17 protein-coding genes are annotated in these 15,783 nt (G+C 58.9%); 9 read left to right on the forward strand and 8 right to left on the reverse strand.

The window, feature by feature from the left end; genetic code table 11:
• A complete protein-coding gene (locus AC3ITY_RS29720) occupies positions 1-1,092 on the forward strand; it encodes an anhydro-N-acetylmuramic acid kinase (protein WP_489306442.1) in 1,092 nt (363 codons plus the stop codon).
• A 68-nt stretch (positions 1,093-1,160) separates the two neighbouring features.
• On the opposite strand, the gene erpA is transcribed toward AC3ITY_RS29720, so the two are convergent.
• Positions 1,161-1,511, reverse strand: coding sequence for an iron-sulfur cluster insertion protein ErpA (erpA, locus tag AC3ITY_RS29725; RefSeq protein WP_007906865.1), 351 nt, complete (start codon positions 1,509-1,511; stop codon positions 1,161-1,163).
• A gap of 166 nt (positions 1,512-1,677) precedes the next feature.
• Positions 1,678-2,712, reverse strand: coding sequence for an N-acetyl-gamma-glutamyl-phosphate reductase (argC, locus tag AC3ITY_RS29730; protein WP_007980174.1), 1,035 nt, complete (start codon positions 2,710-2,712; stop codon positions 1,678-1,680).
• A 295-nt stretch (positions 2,713-3,007) separates the two neighbouring features.
• Between argC and hemJ the strand changes: the two genes are divergently transcribed.
• The 6 genes from hemJ (at position 3,008) to coq7 (ending at position 7,565) form a co-directional block, all read left to right on the forward strand.
• Entirely contained in the window at positions 3,008-3,439 is a 432-nt protein-coding gene (gene hemJ / locus AC3ITY_RS29735) for a protoporphyrinogen oxidase HemJ (RefSeq protein ID WP_489306443.1), read from the forward strand.
• A 33-nt stretch (positions 3,440-3,472) separates the two neighbouring features.
• Entirely contained in the window at positions 3,473-4,441 is a 969-nt protein-coding gene (locus tag AC3ITY_RS29740) for an NAD(P)H-dependent flavin oxidoreductase (RefSeq protein WP_489306444.1), read from the forward strand.
• 93 nt (positions 4,442-4,534) lie between these two features.
• Positions 4,535-5,500: a DUF805 domain-containing protein gene (locus AC3ITY_RS29745; protein WP_489306445.1), complete on the forward strand. Its 966-nt coding sequence runs from the start codon at positions 4,535-4,537 to the stop codon at positions 5,498-5,500.
• A 61-nt stretch (positions 5,501-5,561) separates the two neighbouring features.
• On the forward strand, positions 5,562-6,350 hold the full coding sequence (locus tag AC3ITY_RS29750; RefSeq protein WP_489306446.1) for an SDR family NAD(P)-dependent oxidoreductase: 789 nt from the start codon (positions 5,562-5,564) through the stop codon (positions 6,348-6,350).
• An 80-nt stretch (positions 6,351-6,430) separates the two neighbouring features.
• Complete coding sequence (locus tag AC3ITY_RS29755) at positions 6,431-6,769, forward strand: histidine triad nucleotide-binding protein (protein ID WP_007986008.1); 339 nt, start codon at positions 6,431-6,433, stop codon at positions 6,767-6,769.
• Positions 6,770-6,917: 148 nt separating this feature from the next.
• A complete protein-coding gene (coq7, locus tag AC3ITY_RS29760) occupies positions 6,918-7,565 on the forward strand; it encodes a 2-polyprenyl-3-methyl-6-methoxy-1,4-benzoquinone monooxygenase (RefSeq protein WP_223460272.1) in 648 nt (215 codons plus the stop codon).
• 81 nt (positions 7,566-7,646) lie between these two features.
• Here the strand turns inward: coq7 and speD are convergent, their stop codons facing one another.
• Together speD and AC3ITY_RS29770 are read right to left on the reverse strand one after the other, a co-directional pair.
• Entirely contained in the window at positions 7,647-8,438 is a 792-nt protein-coding gene (gene speD, locus AC3ITY_RS29765) for an adenosylmethionine decarboxylase (protein WP_007986012.1), read from the reverse strand.
• Between the two features lie 239 nt (positions 8,439-8,677).
• Positions 8,678-9,100, reverse strand: coding sequence for an OsmC family protein (locus AC3ITY_RS29770; protein ID WP_489306448.1), 423 nt, complete (start codon positions 9,098-9,100; stop codon positions 8,678-8,680).
• Positions 9,101-9,329: 229 nt separating this feature from the next.
• Between AC3ITY_RS29770 and crp the strand changes: the two genes are divergently transcribed.
• Complete coding sequence (gene crp, locus AC3ITY_RS29775) at positions 9,330-9,974, forward strand: cAMP-activated global transcriptional regulator CRP (protein ID WP_223445706.1); 645 nt, start codon at positions 9,330-9,332, stop codon at positions 9,972-9,974.
• Positions 9,975-9,984: 10 nt separating this feature from the next.
• Here the strand turns inward: crp and AC3ITY_RS29780 are convergent, their stop codons facing one another.
• From AC3ITY_RS29780 to AC3ITY_RS29795, 4 genes are all read right to left on the reverse strand, one after another.
• Entirely contained in the window at positions 9,985-10,686 is a 702-nt protein-coding gene (locus tag AC3ITY_RS29780) for a lipoate--protein ligase family protein (protein WP_489306450.1), read from the reverse strand.
• 143 nt (positions 10,687-10,829) lie between these two features.
• On the reverse strand, positions 10,830-11,666 hold the full coding sequence (gene trpC, locus AC3ITY_RS29785; RefSeq protein WP_223445702.1) for an indole-3-glycerol phosphate synthase TrpC: 837 nt from the start codon (positions 11,664-11,666) through the stop codon (positions 10,830-10,832).
• Complete coding sequence (gene trpD / locus AC3ITY_RS29790) at positions 11,663-12,712, reverse strand: anthranilate phosphoribosyltransferase (RefSeq protein WP_489306451.1); 1,050 nt, start codon at positions 12,710-12,712, stop codon at positions 11,663-11,665. Before trpD ends, trpC begins: the two co-directional genes overlap by 4 nt.
• 9 nt (positions 12,713-12,721) lie before the next feature.
• Entirely contained in the window at positions 12,722-13,315 is a 594-nt protein-coding gene (locus AC3ITY_RS29795) for an aminodeoxychorismate/anthranilate synthase component II (protein WP_007906885.1), read from the reverse strand.
• 408 nt (positions 13,316-13,723) lie between these two features.
• Between AC3ITY_RS29795 and estP the strand changes: the two genes are divergently transcribed.
• Positions 13,724-15,634 (forward strand): esterase EstP, encoded by a 1,911-nt coding sequence (estP, locus tag AC3ITY_RS29800; protein ID WP_489306452.1) that lies wholly within the window; start codon positions 13,724-13,726, stop codon positions 15,632-15,634.
• The last annotated feature ends 149 nt before the right edge of the window (positions 15,635-15,783 follow it).

Consider the following 15,783-nt stretch of genomic DNA (forward strand, 5'->3'; position numbering starts at 1 on the left):
ATGGCGCTCTATATAGGTGTGATGTCCGGAACCAGCCTTGATGGCCTGGACATCGCACTGGTCGAGCAAGCCCCGGCGATCAGACTGATCGCCTCCCACTACATCCCGATGCCCGATACCCTGCGCGCCGAGCTGCTCGGCTTGTGCGCCAGCGGCCCGGACGAAATCGCCCGCTCCGCCATCGCCCAGCAGAACTGGGTGAAACTGGCAGCCCAAGGGATTCATACCCTTCTCGCTCAGCAGCAACTGAAGCCTGACGACATTCGTGCAATTGGCAGCCATGGCCAGACCATCCGCCACGAACCGGCACGCGGTTTCACCGTGCAGATTGGCAACCCGGCCCTGCTGACCGAGCTGACCGGCATCACCGTGGTCAGCGACTTCCGCAGCCGCGATGTCGCTGCCGGCGGACAAGGCGCACCGCTGGTTCCCGCCTTTCACGAAGCCCTGTTTGAAGAGCGGGCTGGTAATCGCGCAGTGCTGAACGTTGGCGGCTTCAGCAACCTCAGTCTTATCGAGCCCGGCAAGCCGGTCGCCGGTTTCGACTGTGGCCCGGGCAATGTGCTGCTGGACGCCTGGATTCACCAGCAACGCGGCGACCACTTTGACCGTGACGGCCAATGGGCTGCCAGCGGCAACGCAGAACCGCTCCTGTTGAATGCACTGCTCAGTGATCCGTTCTTTGTGACCAAAGGCCCGAAGAGTACCGGCCGGGAAGTGTTCAACCTGCCATGGCTGACACGGCATCTGGCACAACTGCCAGCCTTCGCCGCCGAAGATGTTCAGGCGACGCTGCTTGAGCTGACCGCGCTGACCATCATCGAATCACTGCAAAGCGCCCAGGCAGACACGCGGGAACTGCTGGTTTGCGGCGGTGGCGCTCACAACACCGCCTTGATGACGCGCCTGGCCAGCCTGCTGCCAAACGCCAGCGTCAGCAGCACCGCCACTTACGGCGTGGACCCCGACTGGGTCGAAGCCATGGCCTTCGCGTGGCTGGCTCATTGCTGCCTCGAAGGCATCGCAGCCAACCGTCCGAGCGTTACCGGCGCCCGTGGCTTGCGCATACTCGGCGCCATCTACCCCGCATAAATCCTCCACACAGCAAAACGCCGCAAGACCCTGAGGCCGTGCGGCGTTCTGTGAAACAGGTGCGCTGATCAGATCGAGAACGAAGAACCGCAGCCACAGGTGGTGGTCGCATTCGGGTTCTTGATGACGAAACGCGAACCTTCCAGACCTTCCTGGTAGTCCACCTCGGCACCTGCCAGGTACTGGAAGCTCATCGGATCGACAACCAGACTCACACCTTCGCGCTCGACGATGGTGTCGTCATCGGCCACTTCTTCATCGAAGGTGAAGCCGTACTGAAAACCTGAACAACCGCCGCCCGTAACGAATACGCGCAGCTTCAAGCGATCATTCCCCTCTTCATCGACCAGGCTCTTCACCTTGTGCGCGGCACCGTGGGTGAATTGCAAAGCCGTGGGGGTGAAGGATTCGACGCTCATGCTGACTATCTCCCGGCGTTACGCCGTCATATTGCGTGATGACGCGCATTATCCGCTTCTCCTAGAAAAGCGGTCAACTATTGTTATGGTATATCAACCAATCCAATCGCCGGCCCGGAATGCAAAAAGGCCCGTCAGACGGGCCTTTTGCTGTACGCGATAACGCTTACGGCAGCATGCCGGCGTGGGACAGGCCCAGACGCTCATCCAGCCCGAACAGAATGTTCATGTTCTGCACCGCCTGACCTGAAGCGCCTTTGACCAGGTTGTCGATCACCGATAGCACAACCACCAGATCACCATCCTGAGGGCGATGCACCGCGATACGGCAGACGTTGGCACCCCGTACGCTACGAGTCTCCGGATGGCTGCCAGCCGGCATCACATCGACGAACGGTTCGTTGGCGTAACGCTTTTCAAACAACGCCTGCAGGTCTACCGAGCGATCAACAACGGTTGCGTAGAGCGTGGAGTGAATGCCACGAATCATCGGTGTCAGGTGCGGAACGAAGGTCAGGCCGACGTCCTTGCCTGCTGCACGACGCAGCCCCTGGCGAATCTCCGGCAAGTGACGGTGACCCTTGACCGCATAAGCCTTCATGCTTTCCGACGTTTCGGAGTACAGCGAGCCTACGGAAGCACCACGACCAGCACCGCTGACGCCGGACTTGCAGTCAGCAATCAGATGCGCAGCATCGGCAAGGCCGGCTTCGAGCAATGGCAGGAAGCCCAATTGCGTTGCAGTTGGGTAGCAGCCCGGCACGGCAATCAGGCGCGCTTTCTTGATCTGCTCGCGATTGACTTCCGGCAAGCCGTAGACCGCCTCGTCCAGCAACTCCGGTGCACCGTGCGGTTGGCCGTACCACTTGGCCCACTCATCCGCGTCTTGCAGACGGAAGTCGGCCGACAGGTCGATGACCTTGGTCCCGGCCGCCAGCAGTTCGCCCGCCAAGGCATGGGCAACACCGTGCGGTGTGGCGAAGAACACCACATCGCAGGCACCCAGGGTCTTGATGTCCGGAACGCTGAACGCCAGGCCGTCGTAATGGCCTCGCAGGTTCGGGTACATGTCGGCCACGGCCAGGCCAGCCTCGGATCGGGAGGTGATGACAACCACCTCAGCTTGCGGATGTTGCGCCAACAGACGCAGCAGTTCGACACCGGTGTAACCCGTGCCGCCGACGATACCGACCTTGACCATAAACCTGCCCTCAACGAACCCACTGGAAAGCCGTCGATAATAGGGGCCGCGCGCCCCTGCGACAACCGTCAAGGTGACGTGCGGACGCTCACGAGTCCCGTCTCGGGCATACGTTCAAGTTTTGGCGAGTGTATTTTGTTGCCAGACAAGGCGCCGCGACGAGCCATAGCCCGCTATGGCGAGGAGCGGCAACGCAGTATGGCGACAAAAGACACCGTCAAAATTGAACAGTTATGTCCGAGACGGGACTCTTTCTCTACTATTCGGGCTACCGTGAATCCTGGAATAACTAAAAATGCTCTATCTGTGGCTTAAAGCTTTTCACATCATCAGCATCGTGTGCTGGTTTGCCGGCCTGTTTTACTTGCCGCGCCTGTTCGTTTACCACGCTCAAAGCGAAGACACCGTCAGCAAGGAACGCTTCAGCATCATGGAGCGCAAGCTGTATCGGGGCATCATGGGCCCGGCAATGATCGCCACGCTGATCTTTGGAGGCTGGTTGATCAGCCTCAACCCAAGTGCGTATTTCACCCAGGGTGGCTGGATGCACGCGAAGTTGACGCTGGTTGTACTGCTGATCGGCTACCACCACATGTGCGGTGCCCAGGTAAAACGTTTTGCCCGTGGCGAGAACACCCGCAGCCATGTCTTTTATCGCTGGTTCAATGAAGTGCCGGTTCTGATATTGCTGGCTATCGTAATTCTGGTCGTCGTTCGACCGTTCTAAATTCACCACGCACCACTCACCGGGGTACTTCCAATGTCGCTGCCCGCTCTGCTCGAACAACGTTTGCGTCTGCCCGTGGTGGTGGCGCCGATGTTCCTGATATCCAATCCGCAATTGGTACTCGCCTGTTGTCGTCAGGGCGTGGTCGGCAGCTTCCCGGCGTTGAACCAGCGCGAAAGCAGCGGTTTCAACGCCTGGCTGGAAGAAATCGAAGCCGGGCTGGCGACAATGGAAAATCCCGCGCCTTATGCCGTGAACCTGATCGTCCATAACAGCAATCCACGCTTACAGGCGGATCTTGAGATCTGCGTCGAACACAAAGTGCCGATCGTGATCACCAGCCTCGGCGCCGTGAAAGAACTGGTCGACGCGGTCCACAGCTACGGCGGCCTGGTTTTCCATGATGTGACGACTCGTCGTCATGCCGAGAAAGCGGCCGAAGCCGGCGTGGATGGCTTGATCGCCGTGGCTGCCGGCGCCGGTGGACACGCCGGGACCTGGAGCCCGTTCTCGCTGATTGCCGAAATCCGCCAGTTCTTCGACAAGACCCTGTTGCTGGCCGGTTGCCTGAACCACGGCCACGAAATTCTTGCCGCTCAATTGCTCGGCGCGGATTTGGCCTACTTTGGTACACGATTTATCGGCACGACCGAAAGTCATGCGCCTGACGCCTACAAAGAAATGCTGCTGACATCCAAAGCGGCAGACATCATCCATACTCCAGTCGTGTCAGGTGTCCCTGCGAGCTTCATGCGCAAGAGCCTGGAGGCCGCCGGTTTCGACATGGCCGCCTTGCAAGGAAAGGGCGAGATCAACTTCGGTTCCAAGCTTAAACCCGTGAGCGATGAGGCCAAAGCCTGGAAAACCGTTTGGTCTGCAGGCCAGGGCGTGGGAGAAATCGAAGACTTGCCGAGTGTCGAGCAATTGATTGCACGTCTCGACACGGAGTACCGCAAGGCCTTGGAGCAGGCTGCCCAGTTGACCAAACGCTGGCCGAGCTGACAGCAAACCTTGGCCAGTCTTGCCCGACTGGCCTTACTCTCGCCCGGGCACAACATTCTTCTTTCAACCTCTCGCGACAAGGATGCTTCGCACATGGGCGAAAATCATTTCAAGATCGTATTCGAGGGCGCCTTGCTGCCCGGTGTCGACATCACCACGGCAAAGCTCAATCTCGCCGATTTGTTCAAAAGCGATGTCACGGCCATTGAGCGCTTGTTCACCGGGCGTCCGGTAGCGCTCAAACGCAACCTGTCGCAAGCCGATGCCCAGACCTATCTCCAGGCACTGAGCAAAACCGGTATCGACGCCCGCATTGAAGCCGAAACGCCGATCGAATTGAACCTCGCCGACGTGCATGAGCATGCTCCGGCCAGCAGCCAGGCGTCTTTTGCAGATCCGCAGTCCCCTTACGCGCCGCCTTGCGCGCCCGTCGGCGAAGCAGTGGCGGAATTCGCCACGCTCAAGCCATTCAGTTTCGATGGCCGTATCGGCCGCTTGCGCTACCTTGCCTGGACGCTGGTGCTGTCAATTGTGCTCCTGGCCGTTTGCGGGGTGTTTGCCTTGGTCGCCCTGGCTCTCATCGGCGCGGATTCGACCGCCGGCCTGATATTGGGCAGCTTGCTGGCCTTGATCCTGTTCGTCGGATTTGTATTCGTCAGCATCCAGATCACCGTTCAACGCTTGCACGATGTCGGCTGGTCCGGCTGGCTGTGGCTGCTGAACCTGGTGCCGTTCGTTGGCAGTTTCTTTCCGTTCGTGATCATGGTCGTACCGGGCAACGACACCGCCAACCGCTACGGCCCACCGCCTCCGCCGAACAGTACCGCGGTCAAGGTATTGTCTTCGCTGTGGCTGATCGTTATCGCGCTGGTTCTGTTCGGCTCGCTGGCCGGTGGTCTCACGGCGATACGGGAAGAATACAAAAGCGCCGCCCAGAGCAGCTACGAAAGCAGCTCGGTCACCACCGATGAAATCGACGTCGAGGTCGAACCGGTGCCAAATTCCGCCAACGATGCAGCCGAAGAGGCCCAGCCCCCTGTAGACTCTGCGAAAGAATAAACAGCGCTCCTGGCCCGTGACACCTGCGTCGCGGCGCGGAGCTGTTGCGATGGAGAACTGCATGACCCGTTACGCTCTGATCACTGGCGCCTCCAGCGGCATCGGCCTGGCAATGGCCGAAGCGCTGGCCCGGCGCGGCCGCAGCCTGATTCTGGTGGCCCGACAACGTGATCAGCTGGAAAGTATTGCGATTGAACTGACCCAAAGGTTCGGCGTGGAAGTGTTGTTCCGTGCCTGTGACCTGGGCGAACCGCTGCGGCTGTCCGGATTCCTGCTGGAGCTGGAAGAAGGCGACCGGCAGATCGATCTGCTGGTCAACTGCGCCGGTATCGGCACATGCGGCCCGTTTCTGGCCCAGGACTGGATGACCGAGCAAGACCTGATCGAAGTGAACATCCTCGCCCTCACCCGCCTGTGCCATGCCGTCGGCAACAGCATGGCCCTGCAAGGCGGCGGGCAGATTCTGAATGTGGCCTCGGTGGCGGCGTTTCAACCGGGGCCGTGGATGAGCACTTATTACGCCAGCAAAGCGTATGTGCTGCACTTTTCCGAAGGATTGCGTGTCGAGCTGAAAAAATGTGCGATCAAGGTTTCGGTGCTCTGCCCCGGGCCGACCCGCACGGCGTTTTTCCGTACCGCACAACTCGACAGCGACAAACTGGCCAACAGCAAACTGCTGATGAGCCCCGAGGAAGTGGCGCTCTACACCGTGCGCGCACTGGAAAAGAATAAAGCGATCATTATTCCCGGGCGGCGCAACCGCTGGTTCACCTTCCTGCCGCGGCTGGGCTCGCGCTGGCTGACTCGCACAATCGCCGGTATGGTCAACAAGGCTTACTGCCCGCGCTGATCCAACTCAAGGTAAAAGGCTGGGCGCGGGCATACGCCCTGAGTACACTCTGGCCAGCCAAAACAACGGAGAAAACAGCTGTGGATACTCTGTTCACCAAGATCATCAACCGGGAAATCCCGGCGAAGATCATTTACGAGGACGACCAGGTACTGGCCTTCCACGACATTGCCCCACAGGCACCGGTACATTTCCTGGTGGTCCCGAAGAAACCGGTTCGCACCTTGAACGACCTGACCGAGGACGACAAGGCATTGGCCGGACACATTCTGTTCACCGCCCAGCGCCTGGCACTGGAACTGGGCTGCGAAAAAGGTTTCCGCGTCGTCATGAACTGCAATGAAGAAGGCGGACAAACCGTCTACCACATTCATATGCACGTGCTGGGTCAGCGCCAGATGCACTGGCCGCCGGGCTGATTGCGCCAAACCCCGAGGAAGCGGCACACTGCCGCTTCCACAAAAGGCATCACAACACTGTCACAGCCTCTGCAGCACAATGACCCAGCGCAAACCTTCCCCGGCCGATTGGGTTAAACTGGCCGCCGAAATCCCCCCGGAGGTCAGCATGACTACCCAACGTCACTACTCGCCAATTGACCGCCTTCTGCTGCAAGCCGATGCCGCGATGCGCACCCTGCTGCCCTTCAGCGGTCAGCCGTACCGTCCGTCGCCCGCCATCGTGCAGCCGGATGCGAAGATGAGCGACGAAGACACGCGCCACGTTGCCGGCCTGATGCGCATCAACCATACCGGCGAAGTCTGCGCCCAGGCGCTGTACCAGGGACAGGCACTGACCGCCAAGCTGCCGCAAGTGCGTGCCGCGATGGAACATGCCGCCGAAGAAGAAGTCGATCACCTGGTCTGGTGCGAACAACGCATTCATCAACTGGGTAGCCACACCAGCATCCTCAATCCGCTGTTCTATGGCATGTCGTTCGGGATTGGCGCAGTGGCCGGCCTGATCAGCGATAAAGTCAGCCTGGGGTTCGTTGCGGCGACGGAAGACCAGGTGTGCAAACACCTGAACGAACATCTGGAGCAATTGCCGGCCGAGGATGAAAAATCCCGGGCGATTCTTGAGCAGATGCGTATCGATGAAGAACAGCATGCCGAAAGTGCGCTGGAGGCTGGCGGGTTCCGCTTTCCGGCACCGGTGAAATTCGGGATGAGCCTGATGGCCAAGGTGATGACCAAGAGTACTTATCGGATCTGACTCCGTTTTTTGTAGGAGCGTGCGCCAGAATAAAAAAGGCGACTGCCGTGAGGGAGTCGCCTTTTTTTGTGCTCGGGAGTCTTACGCCATATTGCGCGCGTAGAAGATTTCGAGCATTTCGTGTTTCACCCGCTCGGTCACCTGGGCGCGTTGCTCAGAGGACAGGTTGCTGGTGGCGTCGCCGAACAGGTAGTTATCCAGTTCGAAGTTCTTCAGCAACATCTTGGTGTGGAACAGGTTTTCCTGGTACACGTTCACGTCGGTCATCTGGTACGCGTCGTAAGTGTCGTCGGAGAGGTAGTTCTGGATCGAATTGATCTCGTGGTCGATGAAGTGCTTTTTGCCTTCAACGTCACGGGTGAAGCCGCGCACACGGTAGTCCACGGTCACGATGTCCGAATCGAACTGGTGAATCAGGAAGTTGAGCGCTTTAAGCGGTGAAATGACCCCGCAAGTCGACACGTCGATGTCCACACGGAAGGTTGCAATACCACTGACCGGATGGATCTCCGGGTAGGTGTGCACCGTGATGTGGCTCTTGTCGAGGTGGGCCAGAATGATTTCGGGCAGCGGGCCCGGGGACTCTTCGATCTGACTGTCGGTCGGGGTTACCGGCTCTTCCGAGATCAGGATCGTGACGCTGGCGCCCTGCGGCTCATAGTCCTGACTGGCAATGTTCAGGATGTTGGCACCAATGATATCGACAACTTCCGTGAGGATCTGCGTCAGGCGTTTCGCGTTGTACTCTTTATTGATGTACTCGACGTAAGCCTGCTGGTCTTGCGGGGTTTCCGCGTAGCAGATGTCATAGATGTTGAAGCTCAAGGTCTTTGTCAGGTTATTGAACCCGTGGAGCTTGAGTTTGCTTTTCACCGTTAAAAACTCTCTATGTGTTTGCGGCCCGGCCGCGTGATCAAGCATGCCCGTCAGATGCGAACAACGCACCTGCGTAGGACGGTTAACACCTCTTCGCGATGGCGATTTTGGTTGTCTGTTCGGGTGCGAGGCCTGTCGGCTGACGGGCCACTACCCTGAAAAAAGTGGCGCATTATGCAGACGTCAGCTTGTGTTCGCCAGAGTCTGCACTGCTTTTATGATAGTTGAATGTCGATTCAACCGAGCTCGATGATCTCGTAGTCGTGGGTAATTGCCACGCCAGCCGCGCCGAGCATGATCGAGGCCGAGCAATACTTCTCGGCAGACAGCTCGATGGCGCGTTTGACCTGGGCTTCTTTCAGCCCGCGGCCCTTGACCACAAAGTGCATGTGGATCTTGGTGAACACCTTTGGATCTTCGGTCGCGCGCTCGGCTTCGAGGAAGGCTTCACAGCTTTCGACCGCCTGGCGGGACTTCTTGAGGATGCTGATCACATCGAAATTGCTGCAGCCGCCGACACCCAGCAGCAGCATTTCCATCGGCCGGACACCCAGGTTACGTCCGCCGGCATCAGGCGGACCGTCCATGACCACGACATGACCACTACCGGATTCGCCGAGGAACATGGCTTCGCCAGCCCATTGGATGCGTGCCTTCATCGCCAAGACTCCACTGTATAAAAAAGGGTCGCCAGCTTAGCACAGGCCCCGTGATTGACGGCGCCCGGCGTCTTAGGACATATCCCACTGCCTTGTAGGTAAATGCTCGAATATTGACGGAAGTGTCTGTTAAGCTGACGCCAAATCAATGGCGCATGGCCAGCTTTTACCCAGCGTTCGCTATTCATAAAAAACCAAACACACCGTGCAGTCTTTTCGGGATACAACCATGGTTGCGATTGCCCCCAACCCCAAGATCAAGAACCTCGATAAGCTGTTGATGCATTGCCAGCGCCGCCGCTATCAGGCCAAGAGCAACATCATTTGTGCCGGCGACCGCTCGGAAACGCTGTTCTTCATCATCAAAGGCTCAGTCACCATCCTGATCGAAGATGACGACGGCCGGGAAATGATCATTTCCTACCTGAACACCGGGGACTTTTTCGGCGAGTTGGGTCTGTTTGAGCAAGCTGGCCTGGAGCAGGAGCGCAGCGCCTGGGTGCGGGCCAAGGTTGAATGCGAAGTCGCGGAAATCAGCTACGCGAAATTCCGCGAGTTGTCCCAGCAGGACCCGGACATTCTTTACGTGCTCAGCGGACAAATTGCACAGCGTCTGCGCAACACCACGCGCAAGGTCGGTGACCTGGCATTCTTTGATGTAACCGGTCGCGTCGCCCGCTGCCTGCTGGAACTGTGTAAACAGCCAGACGCCATGACTCACCCCGATGGCATGCAAATCAAGGTGACCCGTCAGGAAATCGGGCGGATTGTCGGTTGTTCCCGAGAGATGGTTGGTCGCGTGCTCAAGGATCTGGAAGAGCGCAACCTGGTGGGCGTCAAAGGCAAGACCATGGTGGTCTTTGGTACGCGTTAAGCTCGAAAACCTAGCCGCTGAACATCTGCACCAGCACCAACCGGTAGAGATAGTCGAGGCGCGCCAGGGCATCGTGCGCCGCGAACTTCTCATGCAACGCGATGTGGCTTTCGGCGCGTACTCGTTGTTCCAGACCGCAGGCCTCGTTGAAACGATTGACTGCGGCGACCATCGACTCTCGCTCGTTATCGATCAGCATCGCCCCGTGCACCAGTCCTACCGGACGCTGCCCACCCTGGCTCTGGCGCCAGCGCTGGGCGGTACCGACCATCTTGCGTCCGTCGAGGTTGACGTTGAAGCGACCGTCACAGAACGCGCCTTCGATTTCACCCAGGGACGAAGTGCCACCCAACTCATCCAGCAACTGACAGATTGGATCGCATAGACGCCGGTAGCCGGATTCGATGCGGTTAAGGTCGCCTTCGCTGCGCGGCGGTGCGTAGACCAGAGCGATGTTGATCGTGGTGTCGGATTGCGGAACGGGTTCTCCGCCGGTATCGCGCAACAACACTGGCCAGCCTGCCGCTGCCGAGACTTCACATGCGGATTCAAAGCCTGGCAAGCGATTCAAGCGACGCGGCATCACTAGTGCCTGGTCACTCGGTTGCCAGAACAACAGACCAAATTCCGCGTTGCCGGCACAGACCGACGCCAGCAAATCCTGCTCGGCTTGCAGACCGGCTTCGATGGTCAGGGAAATAGGTGAGGTCATAAGGTATTCCGTAGGACATAAAGTCTGTGGTGCTTCTTATGCCGCTATCGCGAGCAAGCTCGCTCCCACATTTGATCTCGGCAGCTCATAGATTTTGTGGCCACCTTCAAACCCTGTGGGAGCGAGCTTGCTCGCGATGCTTTTCAGTCGAGTGTCGAACCGCTGACCGGCACACCGCGCTCAGGGAAGAACAGACGCTGCAACTCGCTGCCCGGGCTTTCGGCGCGCATGAACGCTTCGCCGACCAGGAATGCGTAGACGTCGCTGATTTCCATCAGTTCGACATCGGCGCGATTGAGAATGCCGCTCTCGGTGATGACCAGACGATCACGCGGAATACGCGGCAACAGATCGAGGGTGGTTTCCAGGCTGACATCGAAGGTGTGCAGATTGCGGTTGTTCACGCCAACCAGTGGAGTGTCGAGGGTTTTCAAGGCCCGCTCCAGTTCGTCACCATCGTGGACTTCCACCAGCACATCGAGGTTGACGCTTTTGGCCACGGCTGCCAGTTCGGCCATTTTCACGTCATCCAGCGCGGAAACGATCAACAGCACGCAGTCGGCACCCAAGGCTCGGGCTTCGACGATCTGGTACGGGTCGATCATGAAGTCCTTGCGGATCACCGGCAGCTGGCACGCCGCGCGGGCCTGCTGCAGGTACGCATCCGCGCCTTGGAAGTAGTCGATGTCGGTGAGTACCGACAGGCAGGTCGCGCCGCCCTTCTCGTAGCTTCTGGCGATGTCGGCGGGAACGAAGTTCTCGCGGATCACGCCTTTGCTCGGCGAGGCTTTCTTGATTTCGGCAATGACTGCCGGCTGCTTCAGCTTGGCCTGAGCCAGCAAGGCCTTGGCAAAACCACGGGGTGCATCGGCCACCTTGGCCAGGCTTTCCAGCTCGGCGAGGCTGACGCGAGCGCTGCGCTCGGCCACTTCCTCGACCTTGCGCGCCAGAATCTTTTCCAGAACCGTCGGTACACTCATCCCTCATTCTCCACTTTGAATACCGCAGTAAACGCACCCAGTTCCTCGAGCTTCTCCCGAGCGAGACCGGTGTGCAGCGCATCGTGCGCAAGTGCAACTCCCTCTTTCAAACTGCTGGCATGATCGGCGGCGTACAGCGCGGCACCGGCATTGAGCATGATCATCTCGGCCGCCTTCTGACCGTTTTCGGTCTTGCGCTTGCCCAGGGCATCGCGAATCAGCTCAAGAGATGCCGCCGGGCTTTCCACCGCCAGCCCATGCAGACTCTGGCTCTTCATGCCCAGGTCTTCCGGCTCGACCCAATACTCGGTGATCTGGTCGTTTTTCAGTTCTGCCACGAAGGTCGGTGCTGCCAGGCTGAACTCATCCAGGCCGTCCTTCGAATGCACCACCAGCACATGCTTGCTGCCCAGGCGCTGCAACACTTCCGCCAGCGGCCGGCACAAGGCCTGGGTGAACACGCCCACCACCTGATGTTTCACACCGGCCGGATTCGTAAGCGGGCCGAGCATGTTGAACAAGGTCCGCAGACCCAGTTCGCGGCGTGGGCTTGCAGCGTATTTCATCGCAGAGTGATGGGTCTGGGCAAACATGAAACCAATACCAACGTTGTCAATGCAGCGCGCCACTTGCACCGGTGTCAGGTTCAGGTAGATGCCGGCCGCTTCCAGCAGATCGGCACTGCCGCTCTTGCCCGAGACTGCACGGTTGCCATGCTTGGCCACGGTGCAGCCAGCAGCGGCAACCACGAACGCAGCTGCGGTCGACACGTTGAAGATATTGGCGCCGTCGCCGCCGGTGCCCACCACATCGACCACACCGTCTAGGGTCTTGAGCTCGACCTTGTCCGCCAGTTCGCGCATCACCGACACTGCACCGACAATTTCGTCGATGCTTTCGCTCTTCATGCGCATAGCCATCATGAACGCGCCAATCTGCGCGTCCGAGCATTGCCCGGTCATGATTTCGCGCATCACATCGCGCATTTCATCAGTGCTGAGGTCGAGGTGATCGACGATTCGGCTCAGGGCTGTCTTGATATTCATGAAAAGTCCTTAGCGCGTGCCGCCGGTTTGTTTGAGGAAGTTGGCGAACAGTTCGTGGCCCTGTTCGGTGAGGATCGACTCAGGGTGGAACTGCACGCCTTCGATGTTCAGAGTCTTGTGACGCAGGCCCATGATCTCGTCGACCGAGCCGTCTTCGAGCTGGGTCCAGGCGGTCAGCTCCAGACAATCTGGCAGGGTTTCGCGCTTGACGATCAATGAATGATAGCGGGTCACCGTCAGAGGACGATTCAGGCCTTCGAAGACCCCCTTGTCCTCGTGAAATACCGGGCTAGTCTTACCGTGCATCACTTGGCGGGCGCGCACCACATCACCGCCAAAAGCCTGGCCGATGGACTGGTGGCCGAGGCAGACGCCAAGAATCGGCAGTTTGCCGGCGAAATGCTTGATCGCTTCAATCGAGATGCCGGCTTCGGTCGGCGTGCAAGGACCGGGGGACACAACAATGCGCTCAGGGTTGAGGGCTTCGATTTCAGCGATGGTCAGTTCATCGTTGCGCACGACTTTGACCTGGGAGCCGAGCTCGCCCAGGTACTGCACAACGTTGTAGGTAAAGGAGTCGTAGTTATCGATCATCAGCAACATGGCGTTTAGAACCTCTTGAATTCACTGACTTTGAAGATGGCCTTCGAATGATTTACCCGCAGAGCGCTGCACTTTGTCAGGTGCTGGAGCAGCGCCAGCAAAGCGGCATTTCAAACAGGTAAAGAAGGCGAAGCGATACAGGTCCGGCGAGGCCGGCAAAAGAATTCAGGCGCGCCAACGCCAGCGGGCGTGTGCCTTGATGACTTGATCCAGGAGTTTACTGATGATCAACACGGGGAAGGTCTCGTTCGTACGTCCCGGCACAGTAACTTAGCTGGGCAGAGCGCGCAATATCGCCGGGGGTACTGCCCGCGAAACTATCAAAGGCTTCGCGACAGATGGCAAAAGGCCGAAAGTTTTTGGTACTGTCGTTTCGTTAACTACAACAATAAATAAACGGACTTGCTCATGATCAAACAGTCGTTGTTTGTACCGCTCGCAGGATGCTTGCTAGCGATCGCATGCGCCCAGGCGAACGCCGCACCTAATCCTTATACAAGTTTCATTGTCTTCGGGGACAGCCTTAACGACGCAGGGACCTTTGCCGACACGGGCGGGCCTGCCGGGGCGACGCAGCGCTTCACCAACCGGACGGGGCCGGTGTACCTGGATGGCAGCGGCGAAGTCCGCTCGCTCAACGCCACGCAGATTCTGGGTGGAAAACTGGGGTTTTCACCGGACCAGACGGCATCCTCTGCTTCAGCAGTTCGCGCCAACGAAGGCCTGCCTGATGGTAACAACTGGGCTGTAGGCGGCTACCGTACCGACCAGATTCTTGATTCGATTACCAGCACCTCCGCCACCGGCGAACGCACCCGGGCCGGCTATCTTCCATCCAATAACTTCCGTGCCGACCCGAACGCACTGTATTACCTGTCGGGCGGCGGTAATGACTTCCTGCAAGGTCGCGTCACCAGCCTGCCCCAGGCCAGTGCCGCCGCCGACCGCCTGGCCGACAGCGTGCAGACGCTGCAAACCGCCGGCGCCAAATACGTCATGGTCTGGTTGCTGCCCGATATCGGCTTTACCCCGGCGTTCAACGGCACCCCGCTGCAAGCGTTCACGTCCCAACTCAGCGCCCAGTTCAACACTGAACTGGTAGGCCGACTGCAAAACATCAATGCCGAAGTCATCCCGCTCAACATTCCGGTACTGCTCAAAGAGACGTTCGCCAACCCGGCACAGTTTGGCCTGGCCACCGACCAGAACCTCATCGCCACCTGCTTCAGCGGCAGCGGCTGCACCGAGAACGCCCGCTACGGCATAAACAGCGCCATGCCGGACCCGACCAAGCTGATCTACAACGACTCGGTGCACCCCACCGAAGCCGGGCAGCGCCTGATTGCCGATTACGCGTATTCCCTGCTGGCGGCGCCGTGGGAGCTGACCTTGCTGCCAGAAATGGCCCAGGGCACCGTGCGTGCGCATCAGGATGAATTGCGCAATCAGTGGCTGGCCGATTGGGAAAACTGGCAAGGCGTCGGCCAATGGCGAGCCATTGTTTCCGGCGGCGGACAGCATCAGGACTTTGACGGTCAGGACAGCGTGGCAAGCGCCGACGGTAACGGTGCCAACCTGAACATCGGTGGCAGCTACCGTCTCGACGATGCCTGGCGTGTTGGTCTGGTGGCCGGTTTCTATAACCAGAAACTCGAAGCCGGCAACAACGACTCCGACTACAAGCTAAACACTTACCTGGGCACGGCATTCGCCCAGTACCAGCAAAACCGTGTGTGGGCTGATGCGGCGCTGACGGCCGGGCATCTGGATTACGATAGCCTCAAGCGTAAATTCCAGCTGGGCGTCAACGAACGCGGCGAAAAAGGCGATACAAGCGGTAACGTCGAAGCCTTCAGCGCACGCGTGGGTTACGACATTGCGCAACAAGCCAGCAGCCCCTGGCACCTGTCGCCGTTTGTCAGCGCCGACTTCTCCAAGGTGCAAGTCGACGGTTACTCGGAGGACGGCAACGATTCCACGGCGCTGACCTTCGCCGATCAGGAGCGTATTTCCCGGCGTCTGGGCGCTGGCCTGCCGGGCAAATACCAGATCACCCCGCAAACCCAGGTATTCGGTGAAGCGGCAATCGAGCGCGAGTACAACGACGACACTCAGGACGTGGGTATCAACCTCAACAGCCTGCCGAACAATCAGTTCACGCTGGAAGGCTACACCCCGCAAAGTCACTTGCAACGTGTGAACCTGGGGGTGAGCCACAACCTCACCAAGGACCTGGCACTGCGCGCCAGCTACAACATCCGCAAGGACGACGACTTCACTCAACAGGGCATCAACGTAGGTGTTGCGCTGGACTTCTGATGTGCAGGCAATAAAAAACGCGGCGCCCTCTCAGGCGCCGCGTTTTTTTATGGTGAACACTTATTGTGGCGAGCGAGCTTGCTCGCGTTCGGCTGCGTAGCAGTCGCAAACTCCGGCGACTCGATAAGCCCGAAAGAATGCAGGGGGCC

This window comes from Pseudomonas sp. GL_091, from assembly GCF_057837725.1.